Consider the following 19,575-nt stretch of genomic DNA (forward strand, 5'->3'; position numbering starts at 1 on the left):
TTAAATGAGTAAAAACAACATAAAAACTTCAGGCTTTTCTCTTGCTAAAAGAAAAGAGCTAACTGGTGATGATTTTTATGAAATTAAACAACTTGATGATATGACAATTGCAGTTGTTTGTGATGGAGTTGGAAGTGCGCAAGAAGGCGCACTTGCAGCCAAAAAAGTTACGCTTCATCTAATAAACAACTTTAAAAATCTTCCAAAAGCTTGGAGTATTGAAAAAGCTATAAAAGAGTTTATTACTTCAATCAATTCTATACTTTATGCCCAATCTATTCAAGAATATGAAAGACCTGAATATGCCACAACCGTAACAGTTTGTGTTATAAAAGGAAATCGTTTATATGGAGCAAATGCAGGTGATAGCAGAATTTATCTTTTAAGAGATAATAAATTAAATCAGCTTTCTTTTGACCATAATGAAGAGGGAATGGCAGATGTTTTATCAAATGCTGTTGGAATTAGTGAAAATATTGAGATATTTTATTTTGAAAATAATATTCAAAAAGATGACAAAATACTTCTATGTAGTGATGGTTTGTACTCTTTGATGAGTAATGACACCCTAAGTAAAAATATTCCAAATGGTGCGTACCAAATGGTAAAAAAAGCTAGTTCCTTAGTAAATGATAATCTTCCCGATGATACAACAGCCGTAGTTTTAGAAATTTTAGAAACAGATTATATTGAATCAATGAAAAATCTAAATCTTGAAATTCCTGAAAAACTAAAAAAAGGTGACATAATTGATGGTTATGAACTAACTCACTCTTTAATTCAAAACGATAGAACTTGGCTTTGCAAAAAAAACAACCAAGAATATGTAATAAAATTTGCACCCTACGAAGCAATAGAAAATGAAGAGATTTTAGATTTATATATAAAAGAAGCATGGAATGCAAAAAGATTAAAAGCTGGATTTTTCCCAAAATCTTTTATTCCAAAACATAGAAGTGCTAGATATTATTTAATGACAAAATTAGATGGGATTACCCTAAAACAATACTTAAAAAAAAGAAATTTATCTATTGATGAAGCAATAAATTTAGCAAAAACACTTGTTTCAATGAGTGAATATCTTTTAAAATTCAATCTTGTTCATGGTGATATAAAACCTGAAAATATAATAGTGATGGAAAGAGATGGAAAAAAAATCTTTAAAATAATAGATTTTGGTTCAATCACAGAAATCTTTTCAATCACAAATAAAGCAGGAACTCCCTCATATTTAGCTCCTGAGCGATTTACGGGAAGTGCAATAAATGAAAAAACAGAGATTTTTTCTATTGGAGTTACTTTATATGAAGCCTTAACTGGAAAATTTCCCTATGGAGAGATAGAGCCTTTTCAAAACCCTACTTTTGGAATTGCAAAAAAACCTCAAAAATTAAATAATAATATTCCCACTTGGTTTGAAAGTGTTATATTAAGAGCCATAAGTACAGATGAAAGTTTGAGGTATTCAAACTATTCTTATATGAGATTTGAACTTGAATATCCCCAAAAAGTAAAACCATTTTTTGAGAAAAAAACACCTTTACTAAAAAAAGATCCTTTGTTATTTTATAAAGTTGGATTTTATTTTTTATTAATTTTAAACTTCATTCTATTTTTAAAACTATCTTCTTAAAAAATAGTTTTAAATAGATATTTTTTTTGGCTTTCCAAAATAATAACCTTGAGAGTAATCAACTCCCATTTCATTTAAAATATTAAAAATTTCTTCATTTTCAACATATTCAGCAATTGTTATAATATTTTGTTTTTTCGCAAAAGAAACTATTGTTTCAACAATATTTCTACTATAAGCATCTTTAACAATATTTCGAACTAAACTTCCATCTATTTTCAAAATATCTGGTTCAAAGTCTAATAATCTCTCAAAATTTGAATATCCTGCACCAAAATCATCTATCGCAATTTTAACACCAAATTTTTTTACTTGTTTAATAAATTTTTTTATAACCGTAAAATCTCGAACAACTTCATCTTCTAGTAATTCAAAAACTACTCTTGAAGAATGCTCTTTGTACTCTTCTAAAAGTGAAAAAAGTTTTGTTCTTGTTTCTTCTTTTTCTATATCTAAAGATGAAAGATTTATTGAAATTTTTGTGCTTATATGTTCTAAAATTTTAAATGAATTCTCTAAAACACGCTCTGTTATTTTATTGTAATAACTTCCTTTTTTAGAAATATCTAAAAAAGCATAAGGAGATAAAACATTTCCCTCTTCGTCCACTAGACGAACTAAAGATTCGTATTTTTCTATTACTCTTGTTTTATTATTAATTATTGGTTGAAAATATGAAACTATTTTATAATTATCAAGGGCAATTTTCACCATTTTAATAATTTCCATATTTTTTTTAGCTTCTAAATGTTCTTTAATAGATGAATCATTTGCATACTTAATCAACATCTTTTTATCAATTGCTTCATCTAAACCACATTTAGCATCTTCATATAAATGCTCTTTTCCAAAAGAATAACTAACTATTATATTTAAGTCATACTCTATTTCATCAACTACTAAAATTGATTTTTTTATATTCTTTACAAAAATTTCCAGATATTCATTTATATTTGTTTTTGAAGATGTAAAATCAAAAAAATCAGATAAAAGGGCATATCTTCCATTTCCAATATTATAAATATCTTCAAAAATATAAGAGTTTGGTAAATAAGCCAACATATTAAATGCAAACATTTTTTCAATTTTATCTACTGTTAAAATATTATAAAATTTATCGAGAATATCAAAATTTTCAATTTGAATTAGAATTAATAAAAGTAAATTATTTGACTCAATTTTATCAATTAAATATTTTTTATCACTCATAATTGCACTTACATTACTTCTAATACTTACATATTCAAGAATATTATCTTCAGAGTCTAAAATTGGTTTGATTGTAGTTTTTATATAATAAGTTTTGCCAGTTTTTGATAAGTTTTTAATAACACCTGACCATTCAGATTTTTTGTCTTTAATTGTATCCCATAATTCTTTGTAAATTTCCTTTGAGTTATCAGGATGTCTTAAAATACTATGAGGTTTTCCTAGTAATTCTTCTTTTGTGTATTCAGAAATTTTACAAAAATTATCATTTACAAAAGTTATTACACCTCTTTTATCAGTTTTTGAAATAATAGAACTTTTATCTACTAAGTCTGTATATTGTTTTTGAATTCTTAGATTTTCTTTTTTTTTATTTTTTATCTCTTTTTTGTCTTTTAAATTTACTATTGACCTGTATAAAATTTCTAAGAAACTATTTTCATTAAAAGGAGGGATTAAATAACCATCTATTTTTAGTTCAATTGTCTTGAAAAAACTCTCTTTATTATCATTACTAGAATAGATAATTGTTAAAATATTTTTATTTATGTTTTTTATTTTTTCAATTAAATCAAAACCATTTAATCCTTTTATCTCAATATCTGTAATAATTATTGAAAATTTATTTTTATTAAATTCATTTAATGCCTCAAGACCATCATCAACTAATAAAACTTCATTAAAAAGATTTTTAAAATATTCTAAATTATTATTTTTTTCATTTTTATCTTTTACAACATAAAGTAGATTATGTTTTTTGCAAAAATAAGTAGACTCTTCTAACTTAATAGCATCCATTCTAGTCCTTGATTATTAAAGTTATAGTTATATCATAATTGAATATATAATTAACTTACTTTTAAATGATTAAATTATTTTTATCAAAATAACAAATTTATACTTTACATATCAAAATTAATAAAATTCATATTAATGCTAAAAAGTTCCAAATAATTGTATATATTTAAGACAATTCTTCTTAAATTTACATTAAATATTGCAGTATACTTATACATAAATTATACGATATGTTATGACAGGATTAAAAATGATTAAATCAGTTTGCGGTTATTGTGGTGTTGGATGCGGATTAGAATTTGAAGAAAATAAATTAATAGGTGACGTTGTATATCCCACAAATGAAGGAAAACTTTGCTCAAAAGGAGTTTCTGAATTAATAAGTATTCAAACGCCCTCAAGATTATTAAGACCAAAATCAAGAGATGATTTAACCCAAGAATTTAAAGAAACAACATGGAGTAATGCAATAAGTAAAATCGCAACTCAAATTGCAATTTCTCCAAAAGAAAAAGTAGGATTTTATCTATCAGGTCAGCTTTTAACGGAAGATTATTATATTGCCAATAAACTAATGAAAGGTTTTATTGGAACTAATAATGTAGATACAAACAGCCGAACTTGTATGTCAAGTGCCGTTGTTGCCTATAAAAAGTCTTTAGGAGCTGATTATGTTCCAGTTCGTATGAATGATGTCCATGATGCAAACTTACTTATTTTAGTTGGTGCAAATACAGCTGAAGCTCATGTTGTTTTTCATAATAGAATCAAAACTGCAAAAAAACAAGGTCTAAAAATCATTGTAATTGACCCACGATTTACAGATACAGCAAAAATAGCTGACTTATTTCTTCCAATAAAACCAGGAAGTGATATTGACTTTTGGAATTTAGTATCAAAAAGAATCATAGATGAGGGTTTAGTTGATGAAAAATTTGTAGAAGAACACGTAAATAACTATGACTTACTAAAAAACAAATTCAAAAGAGTTCCCGTTACAAAAATGCTAAAAAGAACAGGTTTAAGCACTGAGCAATTCGAAGAATTTTGGCAGCTCTACAAAGAGAATGAAAACATCATAACAGCATGGACCATGGGAATAAATCAATCATCTCAAGGTGTTGATAAAAATCTTGCTATTATAAATACTCACCTTTTAACTGGAAAAATATTCACAAAAGGAAATGGACCATTTTCACTAACTGGTCAACCAAATGCAATGGGAGGACGGGAAGTTGGCGGACTTTCAACAATACTTGCGGTTCATTTAGGATTTGAAAAAGAGTCCGTTGATAAAGTAAAAGAGTTTTGGAAAACAACAAAAGTTTCAAATATTCCAGGACTTACTGCCACTCAAATGCTTGAAGCAAATCTTGATGTTTTAATTATCTGTCACACAGACCCAATTTATCATCTTCCAAATAGAAATAAAATGGAAGAGTTAATGAAAAAAATCCCAATGGTTGTGGAAATAAATGCCTATGAAAATAGCGAGAGTGCAAAATTTGCCCACATCAGACTTCCAGCTGCTCCGTGGGGAGAAAAAGAGGGAACTCAAACAAATCTTGACCGAACAATTACAAAACAAGAAAAACTAACAAGAACTTCAATAGATTGTCTTCCTGATTGGGAAATTTTCCAACTAATAGCTCAAAGATTAGGATATAAAGAAGCCTTTAATTTTACGTCAACAAAAGAGATTTTTGAAGAGTATCAAGAGATGACAAAACTAAATCCACACCTAAATATTTATGAAGCTTCTTATGATAATCTATCAAAGGAACCATTTATTTGGGGAGAAAAAATCAGAGAAAATAGAGAGTTTCTAACAAAAGATAAAAGAGCAAATCTATTTTTTGTGGAAAATAAACTATTAAGCGAAAAAACAAACCTAAAATATCCCTTGACACTACTAACAGGAAGAACAAGAGACCAATGGCATACAGGAACAAAAACAAATCTTCCAAGAACTCTACTAAAATATAAAGAGCTAAATTTTTGCGAAATTCACCCAACAAACGCAAAACAGTTTGGAATCCAAGATGGAGATACAATAAAAATCTCATCAATTAGAGGAGAAATAGAATCAAAAGCAATTTTAACGCAAGATATAAGAATCGACACAATTTTTATGCCAATAAGTAATAGAGATATAAACTACCTAACACACGATTTATACGATAAAGACTCACTGCAACCTGATTATAATCATAGTGCTGTTAAGATTGAGAGGGTTTAAAGAAAATTAAATTTAGTATAAAATTTGTCTTTATTTACCTAGTATGCATTTAAAGAAATAAGTAATAACATATTTTTATTATTAATAACATATAGATTTTACATTATATGTAATATAATTATTAAAAATTGGAAAATAACTTATCACTACATAAAAGGAAATAAATGTCAAAGTTTGATGAAGAACAAATTAAAGGTAAACTAAAAGAATTAGAAAAATTTTATAATCAAATTAGAGATTATTATTCAATAAAAGAAGAATTAATAAAATCTGATGAAGAAGAATCTTTAAGAAATGTTTTCGAGAATGAGATAGCTTTAATAAAAAATAATGCAACTAAATCTTTAAGTATCTTAGAAAAGGCACAAGAAATTGATTCTTTTTTAAATGAAAACAACCGCTTCCAAAATGCAAAGAATTTACTTTCAGATGAAACTATAAATCAACTAGAAGATAATAAAGTAGCTATACAAGAAGCTTATACAAATATATTTGAGACTCAAAGCGGTAATCTAAGTGATGTATACAATGAAATGTATGAAAAAACGAAAAATGCTTATAATGATTTATTTGTTAATAAAACAGGTGAAAAAGTAAAAATTGAAATATTAAATGCACATATTGATAAATTTGAAGAGAAATATGCATCTATAATTTCTAATGAAAAATCAATAAGTAATGAAGTTGAAAATTTACATAAAGATTTTAAAACCAAGCAAACAGAATTAGATAAATTTTATAAAAAAATATTTGGAGATGAAGAAAAAGAAATTAACTCATTAAAAGACGAATTAGAGTTAAGATTATCTCAATTAAAAGAAACAGAAATAGAAGCAAGAAAAGTAATAAATTTATCAAGTGATGCGGGATTAGGTGGAGGATTTTTTCAAAAGGCTAAAGAAGCAAAAATAAATAAATATATAAGTTTAGGAGTTTTTGTATTTGTTTTGATTGTAATGGGATGTTTTAATTTTAATACAATTGATTTTAAAAACTTAAAAGAAATTGATTTAATTTCTATTACTGTAAGATTTATGATAAATGCTCCTTTTATTTGGATAGCAACCGTTGCAAATCTAAATTTAAATAAGTATGCTAGACTAGAGCAAGAGTATTCTCACAAAGAGTCATTAGCAAAATCTTTTGAAAGATACAAAACAGAAATAGAAAAACTTAACGATACAGAAACGGTAAAATCTAAAGAGTTATTAGTAGAGTTGATGACATTAAATTTAGAAGCTTTCAAACTCAACCCATCTTTAACTATGGATGGAGCAAAGAGTGATATGGATTTATTGGAAAAAATAAAAAGTATGAATTTAATATCTAAACCTTAATCTTCATAGATTAAAAGTTCATAGGATGGTATACTAATTTCTTTAAAATAAGTATACTGTTCCAAATCTTTATCCATAAATTTATTTTAATTTATAATAGCTAAGTCACTCTTAATTTGTTTTTTTTAGCCTTCAATTAAAGCCACCTTTTAGGCTCAGCCAAATAAAACCCTTGCAAAAAGTCAATATCTAAGGTTTTTAAAATATCAAAAACTTCTTTTGAATGTACATATTCAGCAACAGTTGTTGCATTTAACTCTTTTGCCATATTAACAATATTTTTTACTATAGTTTTTGATTCTAATAAGGTATCAATATTTTTTATTAAAGAACCATCAATTTTAATAATTTCTGGTTTCAGTTTCAAAATATTTTCCATACTTGAATATCCACTTCCAAAATCATCAATGGCTATTTTACAACCAAATTTTCTAACATATGTAGCAAAATCTTTTACAATATTAAAATCCTCAATAAAATCAGATTCAAGTATTTCAAATATAATATTTTCTGCTTTATGGAATGTTCTAACTTTTTTATAAATATATTCTCTAAAAGATTTATTTGCTATATCTTCATAACAAAGATTTATACTAAATTCTATATCTAAAGAACTAAATTGTTTAAAACTCTTTTTTATCATAATTCGCATCATTTTTTCATACAGCATTATTCTTTTAGCTGTTTGTAAAAATGCAAAAACAGAAAATACCTCTTTAGTTTTGGGATTGATTAATCTCATTAAAGATTCATATTTTTTTATCTCTAAAGTTTTTGTATCAAAAATTGCTTGAAAATATGGTTCAATAGATGAACTTTCAACTACATCTTTTAAAAATACAATATCACTTAAGAGTTTACTTTGTTCTTCATCTTTATATGCTATTGTTAAAATATCTAAATTAATATCTATTATTTTATCCACAGATTTTAATACTTCATATCTTTTTTCTTTAATTAAAATCTCTTTTAAAAATCCTCTTACATAACTAAATGCTGCATTAACATAATGAGCTGGTAAACCTATACGAACATGAATTTCACTAATCGTATGTAATTTCTTGAAATAGTTTTCATCATATAATCCACAAAAGAGATTTAGATACCAAAGTTCAATTCCTCTTTCATGTCTTGATAGAATTTCTTTATTATGTAAAAACATACGTGCATGGTCAAATTCAAATATAAACTCATAAAATCCACTTAATAATTCTTTGGTATAAATACGAGCAATACTTTCTAATTCTTTTAAAGATGAGGCATCTTCTTCATTAAATTTATAGTTTTTTAATAACTTTTTATAACTTAAATCCATAGTTTATTTCCCATTAACTGCATCGTTTACAAGCAATACTATCTTTCCCTAAAAACTCTTTTTGATTTGCATTATCCACAATTTTATTGGCAATATCTGATGTTCTAACTGCAATATTATTTGCTTGAGATGATACCTCAGCATTTGCTCGAACTTGTTTTTCAAGTATATTTATTGCATCATTTATTTGAACTATTCCTGTTTGTTGTACTTTTGATGTATTTGCTACATCACCTATTAATTCAATAGTTTTATCAATATTTGTATTTAAAATAGTATAACCATCAATCATATCATTTGCTATTTTTTTTCCATTATTTGCTTTTATATTTGCAGATTCAACAAGATCTTTTATCTCTTTTGCAGCTTCTGTACTTCTATTTGCTAAATTTCTTACTTCTTGTGCAACAACAGCAAATCCCTTTCCTGCTTCACCAGCAGTTGCTGCTTCTACAGCTGCATTTAAAGAAAGAATATTTGTTTGAAAAGCTATTTGGTCAATTATTGTAATTGATTCATTTATGGCGCTTACTTTTTCATTTATTTCATCCATTGCTGTGGTCGTTTTATAAGCTAAAGATAAACCCTCATTTGCATAACCTACAACTGCATTTGCAAGGGTTGACATTTGAATAGTTTGAGTTGAAGTTTTATCAACATTTTGAGTTATTTCACTCAATACAAGTGCTGTATTTTTCAAACTTATTGCTGCTTCATTTGAAGATAAATTTAATTTATCCACATTATCCAAAAGGCTTTCAGATGAATTTTGTAAAGATACACCATCTGTTTTATTTGCCAATAACATTTGAGTTATTGCCTCTTTTAATTTATTAACAGCCTCTACTAAATGTTGAAACTCTCCCTCTGAAGAAATAGTTTTAAATTCTAAAGTATCTCTATAATCATAATTTGTATATTTTTCTAAAATGCTATTAACATTTAAAAAATTTTGTCTTGTTTCAATAATCATTTCATTAACACCTTTTTTAAACTCTTCTAATGATTTGTTTGATGTTGTTGATGTTATGATTTGTGAATATAAACCTTGTTTTACCTTATCCATTACAGATTTTGCTTCTTCAATTAAAAATGATTCTTCTTTTTCTTTTTTAATAAGTTCTTTTTCTCTGTTATCTATAACTTCTTTTATTTCAGTATATTCACTGGCCATTGTAGTATTTATTTCAAAACTAACATTTTTATTATCCATATTTTTAAGAAAGCTAACTAACTCTTTTGATAATAATTTTCCATTTTTTCTTTCATCTAACTCATGAATAACAAGTGCTAATGCAATAATGATTTGAACAATTTGTGAAATAGTTGTTGTAGTAAATAAAAATGCATTCAAAGGAAGTATTATAATTCCCAAATAATGTACTATTGTCATTCTAAAATATAATGATTTTAAATTAAACATAAGATCTCCTATAATATTTATATCGCGAAGTATAATAGAATAGGAAATTTTTTATCTTGATTAGAATCAATAGAAAATTAATATGATATATCTTATGTAAAAGGGGCTAAATACCTGCCCCATCTTGGAATGTTCTTAGTTCTCTTGGAATTATTCCAATAATATCACCTTTATTAAGGTTTTTATTTTTAAATTCATGGTGAGAGATTTCAACTAAAATGGTTTTTGTAGTATCTTCCACATCTTCTAAATCAATTTTAACCTGTGAACCTGCTAGTTGAATATATTTAATCTTAGCTTTTGAAATAATATCTTTATCTTCACTTGAAACTATTTCTAACTCATGTGGTCTGATATGATATTTTTGCTCCGTATCATTTTTTCTTTCATGAAACAGATTTACATTTCCCAAAAAGTTTATAACAAACTCATTTGCAGGATTATGAAATACCTCTTCAGGCGTTCCTACTTGCTCGATTTTTCCTTTACTTATTACTACAATTCTATCTGCAACTTCAAGTGCTTCTTCTTGGTCATGGGTTACTAAAATCGTTGTAATTTTCAACTCTTCTTGAAGCTGTTTTAACCATCTTCTCAAATCTGAACGCACTTTTGCATCTAAAGCTCCAAAAGGCTCATCAAGAAGTAAAACTTTTGGCTCAACAGCTAGAGCCCTCGCAAGTGCAACTCTTTGTCGCTGACCACCTGAAAGTTGCCAAGGAAATCTGTTTGCAAATCCATCAAGTTGGATAAGATTTAAAAGTTTTGTAACTTTTTTATTTATCTCATCATTTGATAATCTTTGTTTTTTAGGTTTTACTCTTAATCCAAAAGCAATATTTTCAAAAACTGTCATATGTCTAAATAGTGCATAATGTTGGAATACAAATCCAATATCTCTTTGAGCTATATCTTTTTTTGCTACGTTTATTTGATTAAATAAAATCTCACCACTATCAATATCTTCAACTGTTTCAAGTCCTGCTATCATTCTTAAAAGTGTAGTTTTCCCACTTCCCGATGGCCCAAGAAGTGCCAGTAATTCACCTGGGATTATCTCTAAATTTATATTTTTAAGAGCAACAAAGTTTCCAAAATATTTTGTTAAATTTTTTACTTCAATTTTCATCATTTTTTCCTAAAGTTTATTATTGCTTATCTAATTTGTCTAATTGTCTTTGAACTTTCCACTCTAAAATATATTTTAGAACCAAAGTTAAAAGAGCAAGAATTGCCAAAAGTGTTGAAACAGCAAAAGCTGCTACAAAATTATATTCGTTATATAAAATCTCAACTTGCAAAGGCATTGTATTTGTAACACCTTGGATATGTCCAGAAACAACTGAAACTGCTCCAAACTCTCCCATCGCTCTTGCGTTACATAAAATTACTCCATAAATTAAACCCCATTTTATATTAGGAAGTGTAACGTACCAAAATGTTTGAAAACCGCTTGCTCCCAATAAAAGTGCAGCTTGTTCTTCATCATTTCCTTGTTCTTGCATAAGTGGAATTAACTCCCTTGCAACAAAGGGAAAAGTTACAAATATAGTAGCTAGTACAATTCCTGGAACTGCAAAAATAATCTGAACATCATTTGCAATTAACCAATGTCCAAACCAACCTTGCGCTCCAAATAGTAAAACATAAACAAATCCTGAAATTACTGGCGAAACTGCAAAAGGCAAATCAATCAAAGTTATCAAAAAACTTTTTCCAAAAAATGAATATTTAGCTATTGACCAAGAAGCTGCCACTCCAAAAATTAAATTTAAAGGCACTGCAATAGCAGCTGTTATAAAGGTAAGTTTTATTGCTTGTAAAACATATTCATTTGTAAATGATTCAAAATATGCTTCATAACCTTTTCTAAAAGCTTCTGCAAAAATTGTTATCAAAGGAGCAACTAACATAATCAATAAAAAAGTAACCGCAGTTACTATTAATAAATATTGAACTAATTTCGACTCTTTTTGTGATGATTTTGAATTACTAATAGTTTTCATATAGCCTCCATTCCTTTTCTTCTTGAGCTCCATCTTTGAAGCATATTAATTAATAACAACATTACAAATGAAATCAAAAGCATCACAACAGCAATTGCAGTTGCTCCTGCATAATCATATTGTTCAAGTTTTGTAATAATCAAAAGTGTACTTATTTCTGTTTTCATTGGCATATTTCCAGCAATAAAAACAACCGAACCATATTCACCAAGAGCTCTTGCAAATGACAAAGCAAAACCTGTCAAAACAGATGGGAAAATAGTAGGAAGAATTACTTTATAAAATATTTGCCATCTCGTAGCTCCCAAACTTGAACCTGCTTCTTCTTGCTCAATTTGAATCTCTTCAAGGGCTGGTTGAATTGTTCGAACTACAAAAGGAAGTCCTATAAAAATTAAAGCAATAGTAATTCCAATTGGAGTAAAAACTACTTTTATTCCTAGTGGTTCTAAATATTGTCCAAACCAACCTTGAGTCGAATACAAAGTCGTAAGTGCAATTCCTGAAACTGCTGTTGGAAGTGCAAAAGGTAAATCAACAATTGCATCAAAAACTCTTTTTCCCCAAAATGTATATCTTACTAAACACCAAGCGACAATCAAACCAAAAACAGTATTTACAAGAGCTGCAATTAATGAAGTAAAAAAAGTAAGCTTATAACTTGCAATTACCCTATCACTTGTTGTTGCATTTATAAATGCTTGCCATCCCATACTAAAAGCTTCAGAAAATAGCGCAATTAGAGGAATCATAACTATGATACTTAGATAAAAAACTGTATATCCCATAGTTAATCCAAAGCCTGGAATGGGTGATTTTTGCCTTTTTAGTATTCCAAAATTTAATCTCATTAATTTCCTTTGTAAAGTTTTAAACTATATTTTTCAAGTATCTACCAAAATTTGGTAGATACTTTTATTTTAATTTTTATAAATAGAATCAAAAGTTCCACCATCATCAAAATGTATTTTTTGTGCAACTGCCCAACCATCAAATACATTATTGATTTTTACAAGTTCAAGTTTTGGGAATCTTGCTATATCTTCTTTGTCTGCAAGTTCTGGTTTATATGGTCTATAGTAATTTTTTGCTGCTAATTTTTGACCTGCTGGTGAATATAAATATTCTAAATATGCTTTTGATACTTCATAAGTTCCATGTTTTTTTGCATTTTCATCAACAACAGCAACAGGAGGTTCAGCAACTATAGATATACTTGGAACAACTATTTCAAATTCATCTTTTCCCAACTCATTAATAGCTAAGAATGCTTCATTTTCCCAAGCAAGCAACACATCTCCAATTTTTCTTTGAACAAATGTATTTGTAGAACCTCTTGCACCAGAATCAAGAACTGGAACATTTTTAAATAACTTAGAGATATATTCAAGTGCTTTTTTATCAGCATCTTTATACTTTTGTGAATTTTTATCAACTTTACTTAAATCACCCAACTCTTTTTTTAAAGCATAGGCATAAGCTGCTAAATAGTTCCATCTTGCACCTCCTGAAGTTTTTGGATTTGGAGTAATCACAGAAACTCCATCTTTTATTAAATCATCCCAATCTTTTATGCCTTTTGGATTTCCTTTTCTAACTAAAAATACAATAGTTGAAGTATATGGCGATGAATTATTTTCTAATTTTGCTTGCCAATCTTTTGGAAATAAAGCAGCTTTTTGACTTATTACATCTACATCATAACCTAAAGCCAAAGTAACAACATCAGCACCTAAACCATCAATTACAGCCCTTGCTTGTTTTCCAGACCCACCATGTGATTGTTTGATTGTTAAATCTTGACCTGTTTTTTCTTTCCAATAAGATGCAAAATCTTTATTATATGAAGCATATAACTCCCTTGTTGGATCATAAGAAACATTTAAAATCTCTAATGACTTTTTTGCTGCCTCTGCTTTTGAATCATAACTCTCACTTGAAATCCCTAATACTGGTATTAATAATGCACTTAATGCAATATTTCTTAAATTTTTTACTATTTTTTTCATTTTTATTTTCTCTTTCAAATATAATGTACACTAAATGTGTGATAATTAAAGATTTAAAAAAATCTCACCTCTTACTTTTTCTTATAACAATTTTTTACACATGTCGCACATCATTTTAATCCTTTTAATATAATATACACTAGATTGATGAATATTAAAAATTAAAAAAAATTGACGGTTTAGATTCCTAAACCACCAATAAATTCTTCTTTATAAATATCTTCTTTTTGTATTGGTTTTTGACCCAAGCATGAAGCTATAGTCATCTTATCCAAAATTTGAGCTGTTAAATTTCGTATATTTAAAAAAACTCTTCTAAAATAACATTTACTCTCTTGAGAACATGGTTCATAATTTGAAACACTAACACAAGAAATCATAGCAATCATTCCCTCGAAGTGTCTTATAACCTCACCTAATGTTATCTCATTTGCATCTTTTGCAAGTGCATAACCACCATATCTTCCTGGAATACTTTTCACCCAACCTGCATTATTCATTTCAAGCATTATATTTTCTAAAAATCTTCTTGGAACATCAATGTTTTCAGATAGAATTTTTGTTGAGATTGACTCCCCTTTTAACTCTGCTATTGCGAATAAAGCTCTAAGAGCATAATCTGTTTTTTTTGATACTTTCATTTAACACCTACTAAATTGGTGATAATTATAATCTATAATTTTTTATTTGTCAACTTATTTAACAATAATTTTAAGAATTAATTTGCAAATCAGAATTCAGTAAAAATATTCAAAATCAATATTTTAATGTAAAAATAAGTTTAAATATATTTATATTAGTTATAAATCTCAATAAAAACCATATATTAAATAAATTTAATTAAAAATTAAGAATATTGAATATTTTATATACAAAATTTCAAATCACAAAAGAATTCTTTATGCAATAATTATTTAACGTAATAAAAGGATTCAAAGTGAAAGAAAAACTAGTAGTAATCGGAAATGGGATGAGTGGACTTCGAACCATCGAAGACCTTTTAGAAATAAATAAAGATAAATATGACATCACTATTTATGGTGAAGAACCTCATGTAAACTATAATAGAATCATGCTCTCATATATTCTTTCACAAGAAAAAACTTTTGAAGATACAATCATCAATCATTTATCTTGGTATGAACAAAACAATATCACTTTACACAAAGGCGATAAGATTGTATCAATAGATAAAAATAGTAAAACAATCAAAAGTGATAGTGGAAAAACTGAATCTTACGACAAACTTCTAATAGCAACTGGCTCAAGAGCTTTTGTTCCTAAAACAAAAGGAAGTGACCTTGAAAATGTAATTGCTTTTAGAACAAAAGCCGATGTTGATGCAATTATTAGCACAATTAGAAAAGATAAAACTGCCGTTGTTGTGGGTGGTGGACTTCTTGGACTTGAAGCTGCTTATGGAATTGCAAAACATGGAATTAAAACTATTTTAGTTCATAGAAGTGGAAGTATCCTTTCTCAACAACTTGACTCAACTGGTGGAAAATTACTTCAAAAAAATCTTGAATCTTATGGAATAGAGTTTAAATTAAACACAACTATCCAAGAGATAAGTGGTGATGGAATTGTTGAAAAAGTGAGTTTCACAGATGGTGTTAGTGTTGAGTCAAACTTAGTTGTATTTGCAACTGGAATTATTCCAAACACAGCACTAGCTCTTGAAGCAGAACTTGAAACAAAAAAAGGAATCATTGTAAATGATTTTTTGAAAACTTCAGATGATTCTATTTTTGCCATTGGAGAGTGTGTTGAACACAATGGAAATACTTATGGTTTAGTTGCCCCACTTTATGAACAAGCAAAAGTTTTAGCAAAAGTTCTAGCAGATAAAAAAACTGAAGGTTATGAGGGTTCAACTTTATCAACTAGACTTAAAATCTCAGGTGTTGATTTGTTTAGTGCAGGAGATTATTTAGGTGATGTTACAACTGAGGATTTAATTTTACTTGATGAAAAAGTTGGAATCTATAAAAAACTTGTAATCTATGAAAACAAAATCATTGGAGTTGTACTTTATGGAGATACAAGTGATGCTTCTTGGTATTTAAAACTTCTAAAAGAACATACTGATATTTCAGATTTACGAACAAAAATCCTATTTGGAAAATCAGCAATATCTGGAGATAGCGGTCATGGTGGAAATGACATAAATGCCATGAGTGATGATGAAGAAGTTTGTGGATGTAATGGAGTTTGTAAAGGTGACATTGTATCTGCCATCAAAGATAAAGATTTAAAATCACTAAGCGATGTAAAATCTTGCACAAAAGCTGGAGCTTCTTGTGGTTCATGTTTAGGTTTAGTTGAGCAAATTTTAGTAAATACTTTGGGTGATGAATACAACGCTGTTGAAGAGGGAATTTGTTCATGTACAACACTTGGACACAAAGATATTAAAAAAGCAGTTGATGAGGGTGAATTTGAAACTGTTTATGACGTTTTTAAATCATTAGAGTGGAAAACGCAGGAAGGTTGTTCAAAATGCCGACCAGCAGTAAACTACTACTTACTTGTAAAATATAATGATGATAAATATAAAAATGATAAAAGAAGTGCACTTGTAAACGATAGAATGTTTGCAAATATCCAAAAAGATGGAACTTATTCTGTGGTTCCTAGAATTTGGGGAGGACTTACAAGTCCACAAGAGTTAAAAGATATTGCAGATATTGCAGTTAAATACGATGTTCCAACTGTTAAATTCACAGGTGGTCAAAGACTTGATATGTTGGGAGTAAAAAAAGAGCAACTTGAACCTATGTGGAAAGATTTAAATGATGCTGGTTTTGTATCAGGTCAAGCTTATGCAAAGGGTCTGAGAACTGTAAAAACTTGTGTTGGAAATACTTGGTGTAGATTTGGAACTCAAGATTCTATGAATATGGGTGTGATTATTGAAAAACTAACATGGGGATCTTGGACTCCTCACAAATTTAAAATTGCAGTTTCAGGCTGTCCTAGAAATTGTGCGGAAGCAACTATCAAAGATTTAGGAATTATTGGAGTTGATTCTGGTTGGGAAATCTCAATCGCTGGAAACGGTGGTATAAAAGTGAGAGTTACAGATTTCCTTTGTAAAGTGGAAACCGATGAAGAGTTATTAACTTATGTAAAAGCCTTTATGCAATTTTATAGAGAAGATGCTTATTATCTAGAAAGAACAGCTCATTGGGTTGAAAGAACTGGATTACAATATGTAAAAGATGTGCTGTTAAACAAAGAAAAAGTGGCATATTATGCCCAAAGATTTGAAATATCACAAAAATCAGCACAAGTTGATCCTTGGGCAAAAGCAATTGAAGATGGATTTACAAAAGAGTTTAATTCAATTGTTATAAACCCAGAAGAATCTTTTAGTTTTGAAGCAAAGGAGCAAATTTAATATGTCAAAATGGTACAAAATCACAGAAGTTGAAAATATCCCTGAAATGGGTTCAAGAAAAGTAGAAATTGGCGAAACTGAAATCGCAATTTTTAAAACAAGAGATGGTGCAATCTTTGCTGTAAACAATGTATGTCCCCATAAAAAAGGAAAACTAAGTGAAGGTTTAGTTCATGACAAAATAGTAACTTGCCCTTTACACAACTGGGAAATAGATTTAAAAACAGGACAAGCTTTGGGAAATGATAGTGGTTGCACGGGGGTTTATGAAACGAGAGTTGAGGATAATTATTTATATATTAGTATTTAATATATTTAGCAAATTATGATTAGATATAAATGTGCTATAATGAATTTTAAGCAGAAATAACACTCTTTTTAATTAAATATCAAAAAGGTAACTACTATGAAAAAAGATTATTTCTTACGCTGGATTGGATTTGGAGTTTTTGCGCTTATAATTTGGTTATTTTTCCCTTTTTTAAAAAGTTTTTTTGTGGCATCACTAATGGTAATAGCTACCTTTCCCCTATTCCAACTTATTGAAACAAAAATTAAACAATATGAAAAGTTAAAAACTTTTGCGCCTGTAATTTCTGCTGGCACTATTACCTTGATAGTTTCATTAATTGTTTTTATGCCCATATCAATATTTTTATTTAATCTTTTTAGTCATCCAACAGATAGCATAACAATAATTCTATCTTTCGTAGATAAAATTGATAATTTGAGTCAGCATATTCCATCTTATTTAGAGTGGATTAGAACTCCCCTTGATACTATAATTCCAATGATAGTAACTAGAAAAGAAGAAATTACTGCCTTTCTTGCAGGGTGGCTTGGAAATGGATTAAAAGACTTTATGCTAATGTTAGGAGATATGATGATGATTGTTATATTTTTCTTCTTTTTAACTTTATACAGCAGAAAACTTATTCTGTTTTTTATGCCTATTATTCCCCTATCACGTCCACTCAAACGAGATTTTTTTAATGAGATGACAATTATGGTATCGGTTGTTTTCTATACATTAGTAGGTGTGATGATTGCACAAGGATTAGCATTTGGAATTTTTATTGCTTTTTTTGATGGATATAATGCTTTATTACTTGGCTTTATAGTAGGTATTATGTCAATTATTCCAGTTTTAGGAACGGGGATAGTTTGGATTCCAATTGCTATAAACGAGTATCTTCAAGGGAATATTTTTAATGCACTTATTATCTCTATTTATTCATATGCCATGATGTCATTTTTCATTGACAATGTTGTCAAGCTTCTCATTTTAAATTTTATAAATAAAAAACTAAGCAAAAACAAACATCGTATCAATGAGTTTATTATATTTTTTGCCATAGTAGGTGGATTGGCAACTTTTGGGTTTTGGGGATTTATCTTAGGACCTGCAATTATTGCACTAGCAATTACAACTCTTATGACTTTCCGCAAAACCAATCAATTAAGCCTTAGGCATGAGAAAACCCACTTAGATAAAAATTAACTTTTTATACTAAGTGATTCTATCTCTTTTTGTAATTTATCAAGTTTTTTAACCATTAACTTAATTTCATTCTCTTTAATTCCATCTACAATTCCACCATGTAAAAATTCTTGTGCAGTAGATTGAAATACTTTCATTAATTCTTCAAGTTTCTCTTTTGCTTTATTAACAACTTCTCCATAATCATCTACCAAAGTCTCTTCAAGAGCATTGATTTTTTTTGAAATTTCATCTTTATTTTTGAAAACATAATAGGCACTAATACCGGTGATTGCGGCACCAACTGTGAAACTTAGTAGATTACTTTTGTTCATATTGTCCTCTTTTCTTTCTGGATTTTTTTTAAAAAACTGAGAAAATGCCTTAAGTGCAAGAGAGGCATTTGTAAATTTAACGACCCCATTAGTTAATAATTGACTTTCATTTCCTATTTTTTCGATTAAATCACTACTCTCATTAATGATTAAAGAAATATTACTAGAAAGAATAGAAAGTTTATCTTCTCCACTATGAACAAAGTTATTTACTTTATTCATAGTTTTTGCATATTGAATAGCACAGAAGATAATTATTCCAGTGATGATTATCATGCATGTAGCAATAATTCCTAAAAATAGAAGCTGTTGATCAATCATTTTATACCCTTTTTCATCACCATGATTATTTCAGTGTACTCTTATTATTCATTTCACAGCTTAACAT

15 protein-coding genes are annotated in these 19,575 nt (G+C 28.1%); 6 read left to right on the top strand and 9 right to left on the bottom strand.

Translation table 11 applies throughout. The features are described 5' to 3' along the window. The first annotated feature begins 4 nt into the window (after nucleotides 1-4). Nucleotides 5-1,633 carry a bifunctional protein-serine/threonine kinase/phosphatase gene (locus tag AVENP_RS11865; RefSeq protein ID WP_128359104.1) on the top strand — a complete coding sequence of 543 codons (1,629 nt, stop codon included), beginning with the start codon at nucleotides 5-7 and terminating at the stop codon, nucleotides 1,631-1,633. A 9-nt stretch (nucleotides 1,634-1,642) separates the two neighbouring features. On the opposite strand, the gene AVENP_RS11870 is transcribed toward AVENP_RS11865, so the two are convergent. Next, nucleotides 1,643-3,640 (bottom strand): EAL domain-containing protein, encoded by a 1,998-nt coding sequence (locus tag AVENP_RS11870; RefSeq protein WP_128359105.1) that lies wholly within the window; start codon nucleotides 3,638-3,640, stop codon nucleotides 1,643-1,645. Nucleotides 3,641-3,890: 250 nt separating this feature from the next. Here AVENP_RS11870 and AVENP_RS11875 point away from each other — a divergent pair, with 250 nt between their 5' ends. After that, the gene (locus AVENP_RS11875; RefSeq protein ID WP_128359106.1) at nucleotides 3,891-5,879 is read left to right on the top strand and encodes a molybdopterin oxidoreductase family protein; all 1,989 of its coding nucleotides are present in this window, start codon (nucleotides 3,891-3,893) and stop codon (nucleotides 5,877-5,879) included. Between the two features lie 164 nt (nucleotides 5,880-6,043). Further along, nucleotides 6,044-7,216, top strand: a complete 1,173-nt coding sequence (locus tag AVENP_RS11880; protein WP_128359107.1) for a hypothetical protein — start codon at nucleotides 6,044-6,046, stop codon at nucleotides 7,214-7,216. A gap of 136 nt (nucleotides 7,217-7,352) precedes the next feature. Here AVENP_RS11880 and AVENP_RS11885 read toward each other — a convergent pair whose 3' ends face one another. The 7 genes from AVENP_RS11885 to AVENP_RS11915 all read right to left on the bottom strand — a co-directional run bounded on the left by AVENP_RS11885 (nucleotide 7,353) and on the right by AVENP_RS11915 (nucleotide 14,610). Next, nucleotides 7,353-8,531 (bottom strand): EAL domain-containing protein, encoded by a 1,179-nt coding sequence (locus tag AVENP_RS11885; protein ID WP_128359108.1) that lies wholly within the window; start codon nucleotides 8,529-8,531, stop codon nucleotides 7,353-7,355. A 13-nt stretch (nucleotides 8,532-8,544) separates the two neighbouring features. Beyond that, nucleotides 8,545-9,954, bottom strand: coding sequence for a methyl-accepting chemotaxis protein (locus AVENP_RS11890; RefSeq protein ID WP_128359109.1), 1,410 nt, complete (start codon nucleotides 9,952-9,954; stop codon nucleotides 8,545-8,547). A 106-nt stretch (nucleotides 9,955-10,060) separates the two neighbouring features. Next, on the bottom strand, nucleotides 10,061-11,083 hold the full coding sequence (locus AVENP_RS11895; RefSeq protein WP_128359110.1) for a sulfate/molybdate ABC transporter ATP-binding protein: 1,023 nt from the start codon (nucleotides 11,081-11,083) through the stop codon (nucleotides 10,061-10,063). Nucleotides 11,084-11,102: 19 nt separating this feature from the next. Continuing rightward, nucleotides 11,103-11,960 (bottom strand): sulfate ABC transporter permease subunit CysW, encoded by an 858-nt coding sequence (gene cysW, locus AVENP_RS11900; protein WP_128359111.1) that lies wholly within the window; start codon nucleotides 11,958-11,960, stop codon nucleotides 11,103-11,105. Continuing rightward, nucleotides 11,957-12,811: a sulfate ABC transporter permease subunit CysT gene (gene cysT / locus AVENP_RS11905; RefSeq protein WP_128359112.1), complete on the bottom strand. Its 855-nt coding sequence runs from the start codon at nucleotides 12,809-12,811 to the stop codon at nucleotides 11,957-11,959. Before cysT ends, cysW begins: the two co-directional genes overlap by 4 nt. Before the next feature lie 69 nt (nucleotides 12,812-12,880). Further along, nucleotides 12,881-13,969 (bottom strand): sulfate ABC transporter substrate-binding protein, encoded by a 1,089-nt coding sequence (locus tag AVENP_RS11910; protein ID WP_172664303.1) that lies wholly within the window; start codon nucleotides 13,967-13,969, stop codon nucleotides 12,881-12,883. Between the two features lie 179 nt (nucleotides 13,970-14,148). After that, nucleotides 14,149-14,610, bottom strand: a complete 462-nt coding sequence (locus tag AVENP_RS11915; RefSeq protein ID WP_128359113.1) for an RrF2 family transcriptional regulator — start codon at nucleotides 14,608-14,610, stop codon at nucleotides 14,149-14,151. 296 nt (nucleotides 14,611-14,906) lie between these two features. On the opposite strand from AVENP_RS11915, the gene nirB reads away from it, so the two are divergent. From nirB to AVENP_RS11930, 3 genes are all read left to right on the top strand, one after another. Further along, a complete protein-coding gene (gene nirB / locus AVENP_RS11920) occupies nucleotides 14,907-17,372 on the top strand; it encodes a nitrite reductase large subunit NirB (RefSeq protein ID WP_128359114.1) in 2,466 nt (821 codons plus the stop codon). 1 nt (nucleotide 17,373) lies between these two features. Beyond that, nucleotides 17,374-17,682: a nitrite reductase small subunit NirD gene (gene nirD / locus AVENP_RS11925; RefSeq protein WP_128359115.1), complete on the top strand. Its 309-nt coding sequence runs from the start codon at nucleotides 17,374-17,376 to the stop codon at nucleotides 17,680-17,682. 96 nt (nucleotides 17,683-17,778) lie between these two features. After that, complete coding sequence (locus AVENP_RS11930; RefSeq protein WP_128359116.1) at nucleotides 17,779-18,873, top strand: AI-2E family transporter; 1,095 nt, start codon at nucleotides 17,779-17,781, stop codon at nucleotides 18,871-18,873. Here AVENP_RS11930 and AVENP_RS11935 read toward each other — a convergent pair. Then, nucleotides 18,870-19,508, bottom strand: coding sequence for a hypothetical protein (locus tag AVENP_RS11935; protein ID WP_128359117.1), 639 nt, complete (start codon nucleotides 19,506-19,508; stop codon nucleotides 18,870-18,872). The two genes, AVENP_RS11930 and AVENP_RS11935, sit on opposite strands and share 4 nt — an antisense overlap. Nucleotides 19,509-19,575: the final 67 nt, after the last annotated feature.

The sequence above is a fragment of the Arcobacter venerupis genome, assembly GCF_013201665.1.
Classification (GTDB): Bacteria; Campylobacterota; Campylobacteria; order Campylobacterales; family Arcobacteraceae; genus Aliarcobacter; species Aliarcobacter venerupis.

Coding starts and splice junctions, on each gene's coding strand:
- AVENP_RS11865 (WP_128359104.1), top strand. CDS start 5: ATGAGTAAAAACAACATAAAAACTTCAGGCTTTTCTCTTGCTAAAAGA.
- AVENP_RS11870 (WP_128359105.1), bottom strand. CDS start 3,640: ATGGATGCTATTAAGTTAGAAGAGTCTACTTATTTTTGCAAAAAACAT.
- AVENP_RS11875 (WP_128359106.1), top strand. CDS start 3,891: ATGATTAAATCAGTTTGCGGTTATTGTGGTGTTGGATGCGGATTAGAA.
- AVENP_RS11880 (WP_128359107.1), top strand. CDS start 6,044: ATGTCAAAGTTTGATGAAGAACAAATTAAAGGTAAACTAAAAGAATTA.
- AVENP_RS11885 (WP_128359108.1), bottom strand. CDS start 8,531: ATGGATTTAAGTTATAAAAAGTTATTAAAAAACTATAAATTTAATGAA.
- AVENP_RS11890 (WP_128359109.1), bottom strand. CDS start 9,954: ATGTTTAATTTAAAATCATTATATTTTAGAATGACAATAGTACATTAT.
- AVENP_RS11895 (WP_128359110.1), bottom strand. CDS start 11,083: ATGAAAATTGAAGTAAAAAATTTAACAAAATATTTTGGAAACTTTGTT.
- cysW (WP_128359111.1), bottom strand. CDS start 11,960: ATGAAAACTATTAGTAATTCAAAATCATCACAAAAAGAGTCGAAATTA.
- cysT (WP_128359112.1), bottom strand. CDS start 12,811: ATGAGATTAAATTTTGGAATACTAAAAAGGCAAAAATCACCCATTCCA.
- AVENP_RS11910 (WP_172664303.1), bottom strand. CDS start 13,969: ATGAAAAAAATAGTAAAAAATTTAAGAAATATTGCATTAAGTGCATTA.
- AVENP_RS11915 (WP_128359113.1), bottom strand. CDS start 14,610: ATGAAAGTATCAAAAAAAACAGATTATGCTCTTAGAGCTTTATTCGCA.
- nirD (WP_128359115.1), top strand. CDS start 17,374: ATGTCAAAATGGTACAAAATCACAGAAGTTGAAAATATCCCTGAAATG.
- AVENP_RS11930 (WP_128359116.1), top strand. CDS start 17,779: ATGAAAAAAGATTATTTCTTACGCTGGATTGGATTTGGAGTTTTTGCG.
- AVENP_RS11935 (WP_128359117.1), bottom strand. CDS start 19,508: ATGATTGATCAACAGCTTCTATTTTTAGGAATTATTGCTACATGCATG.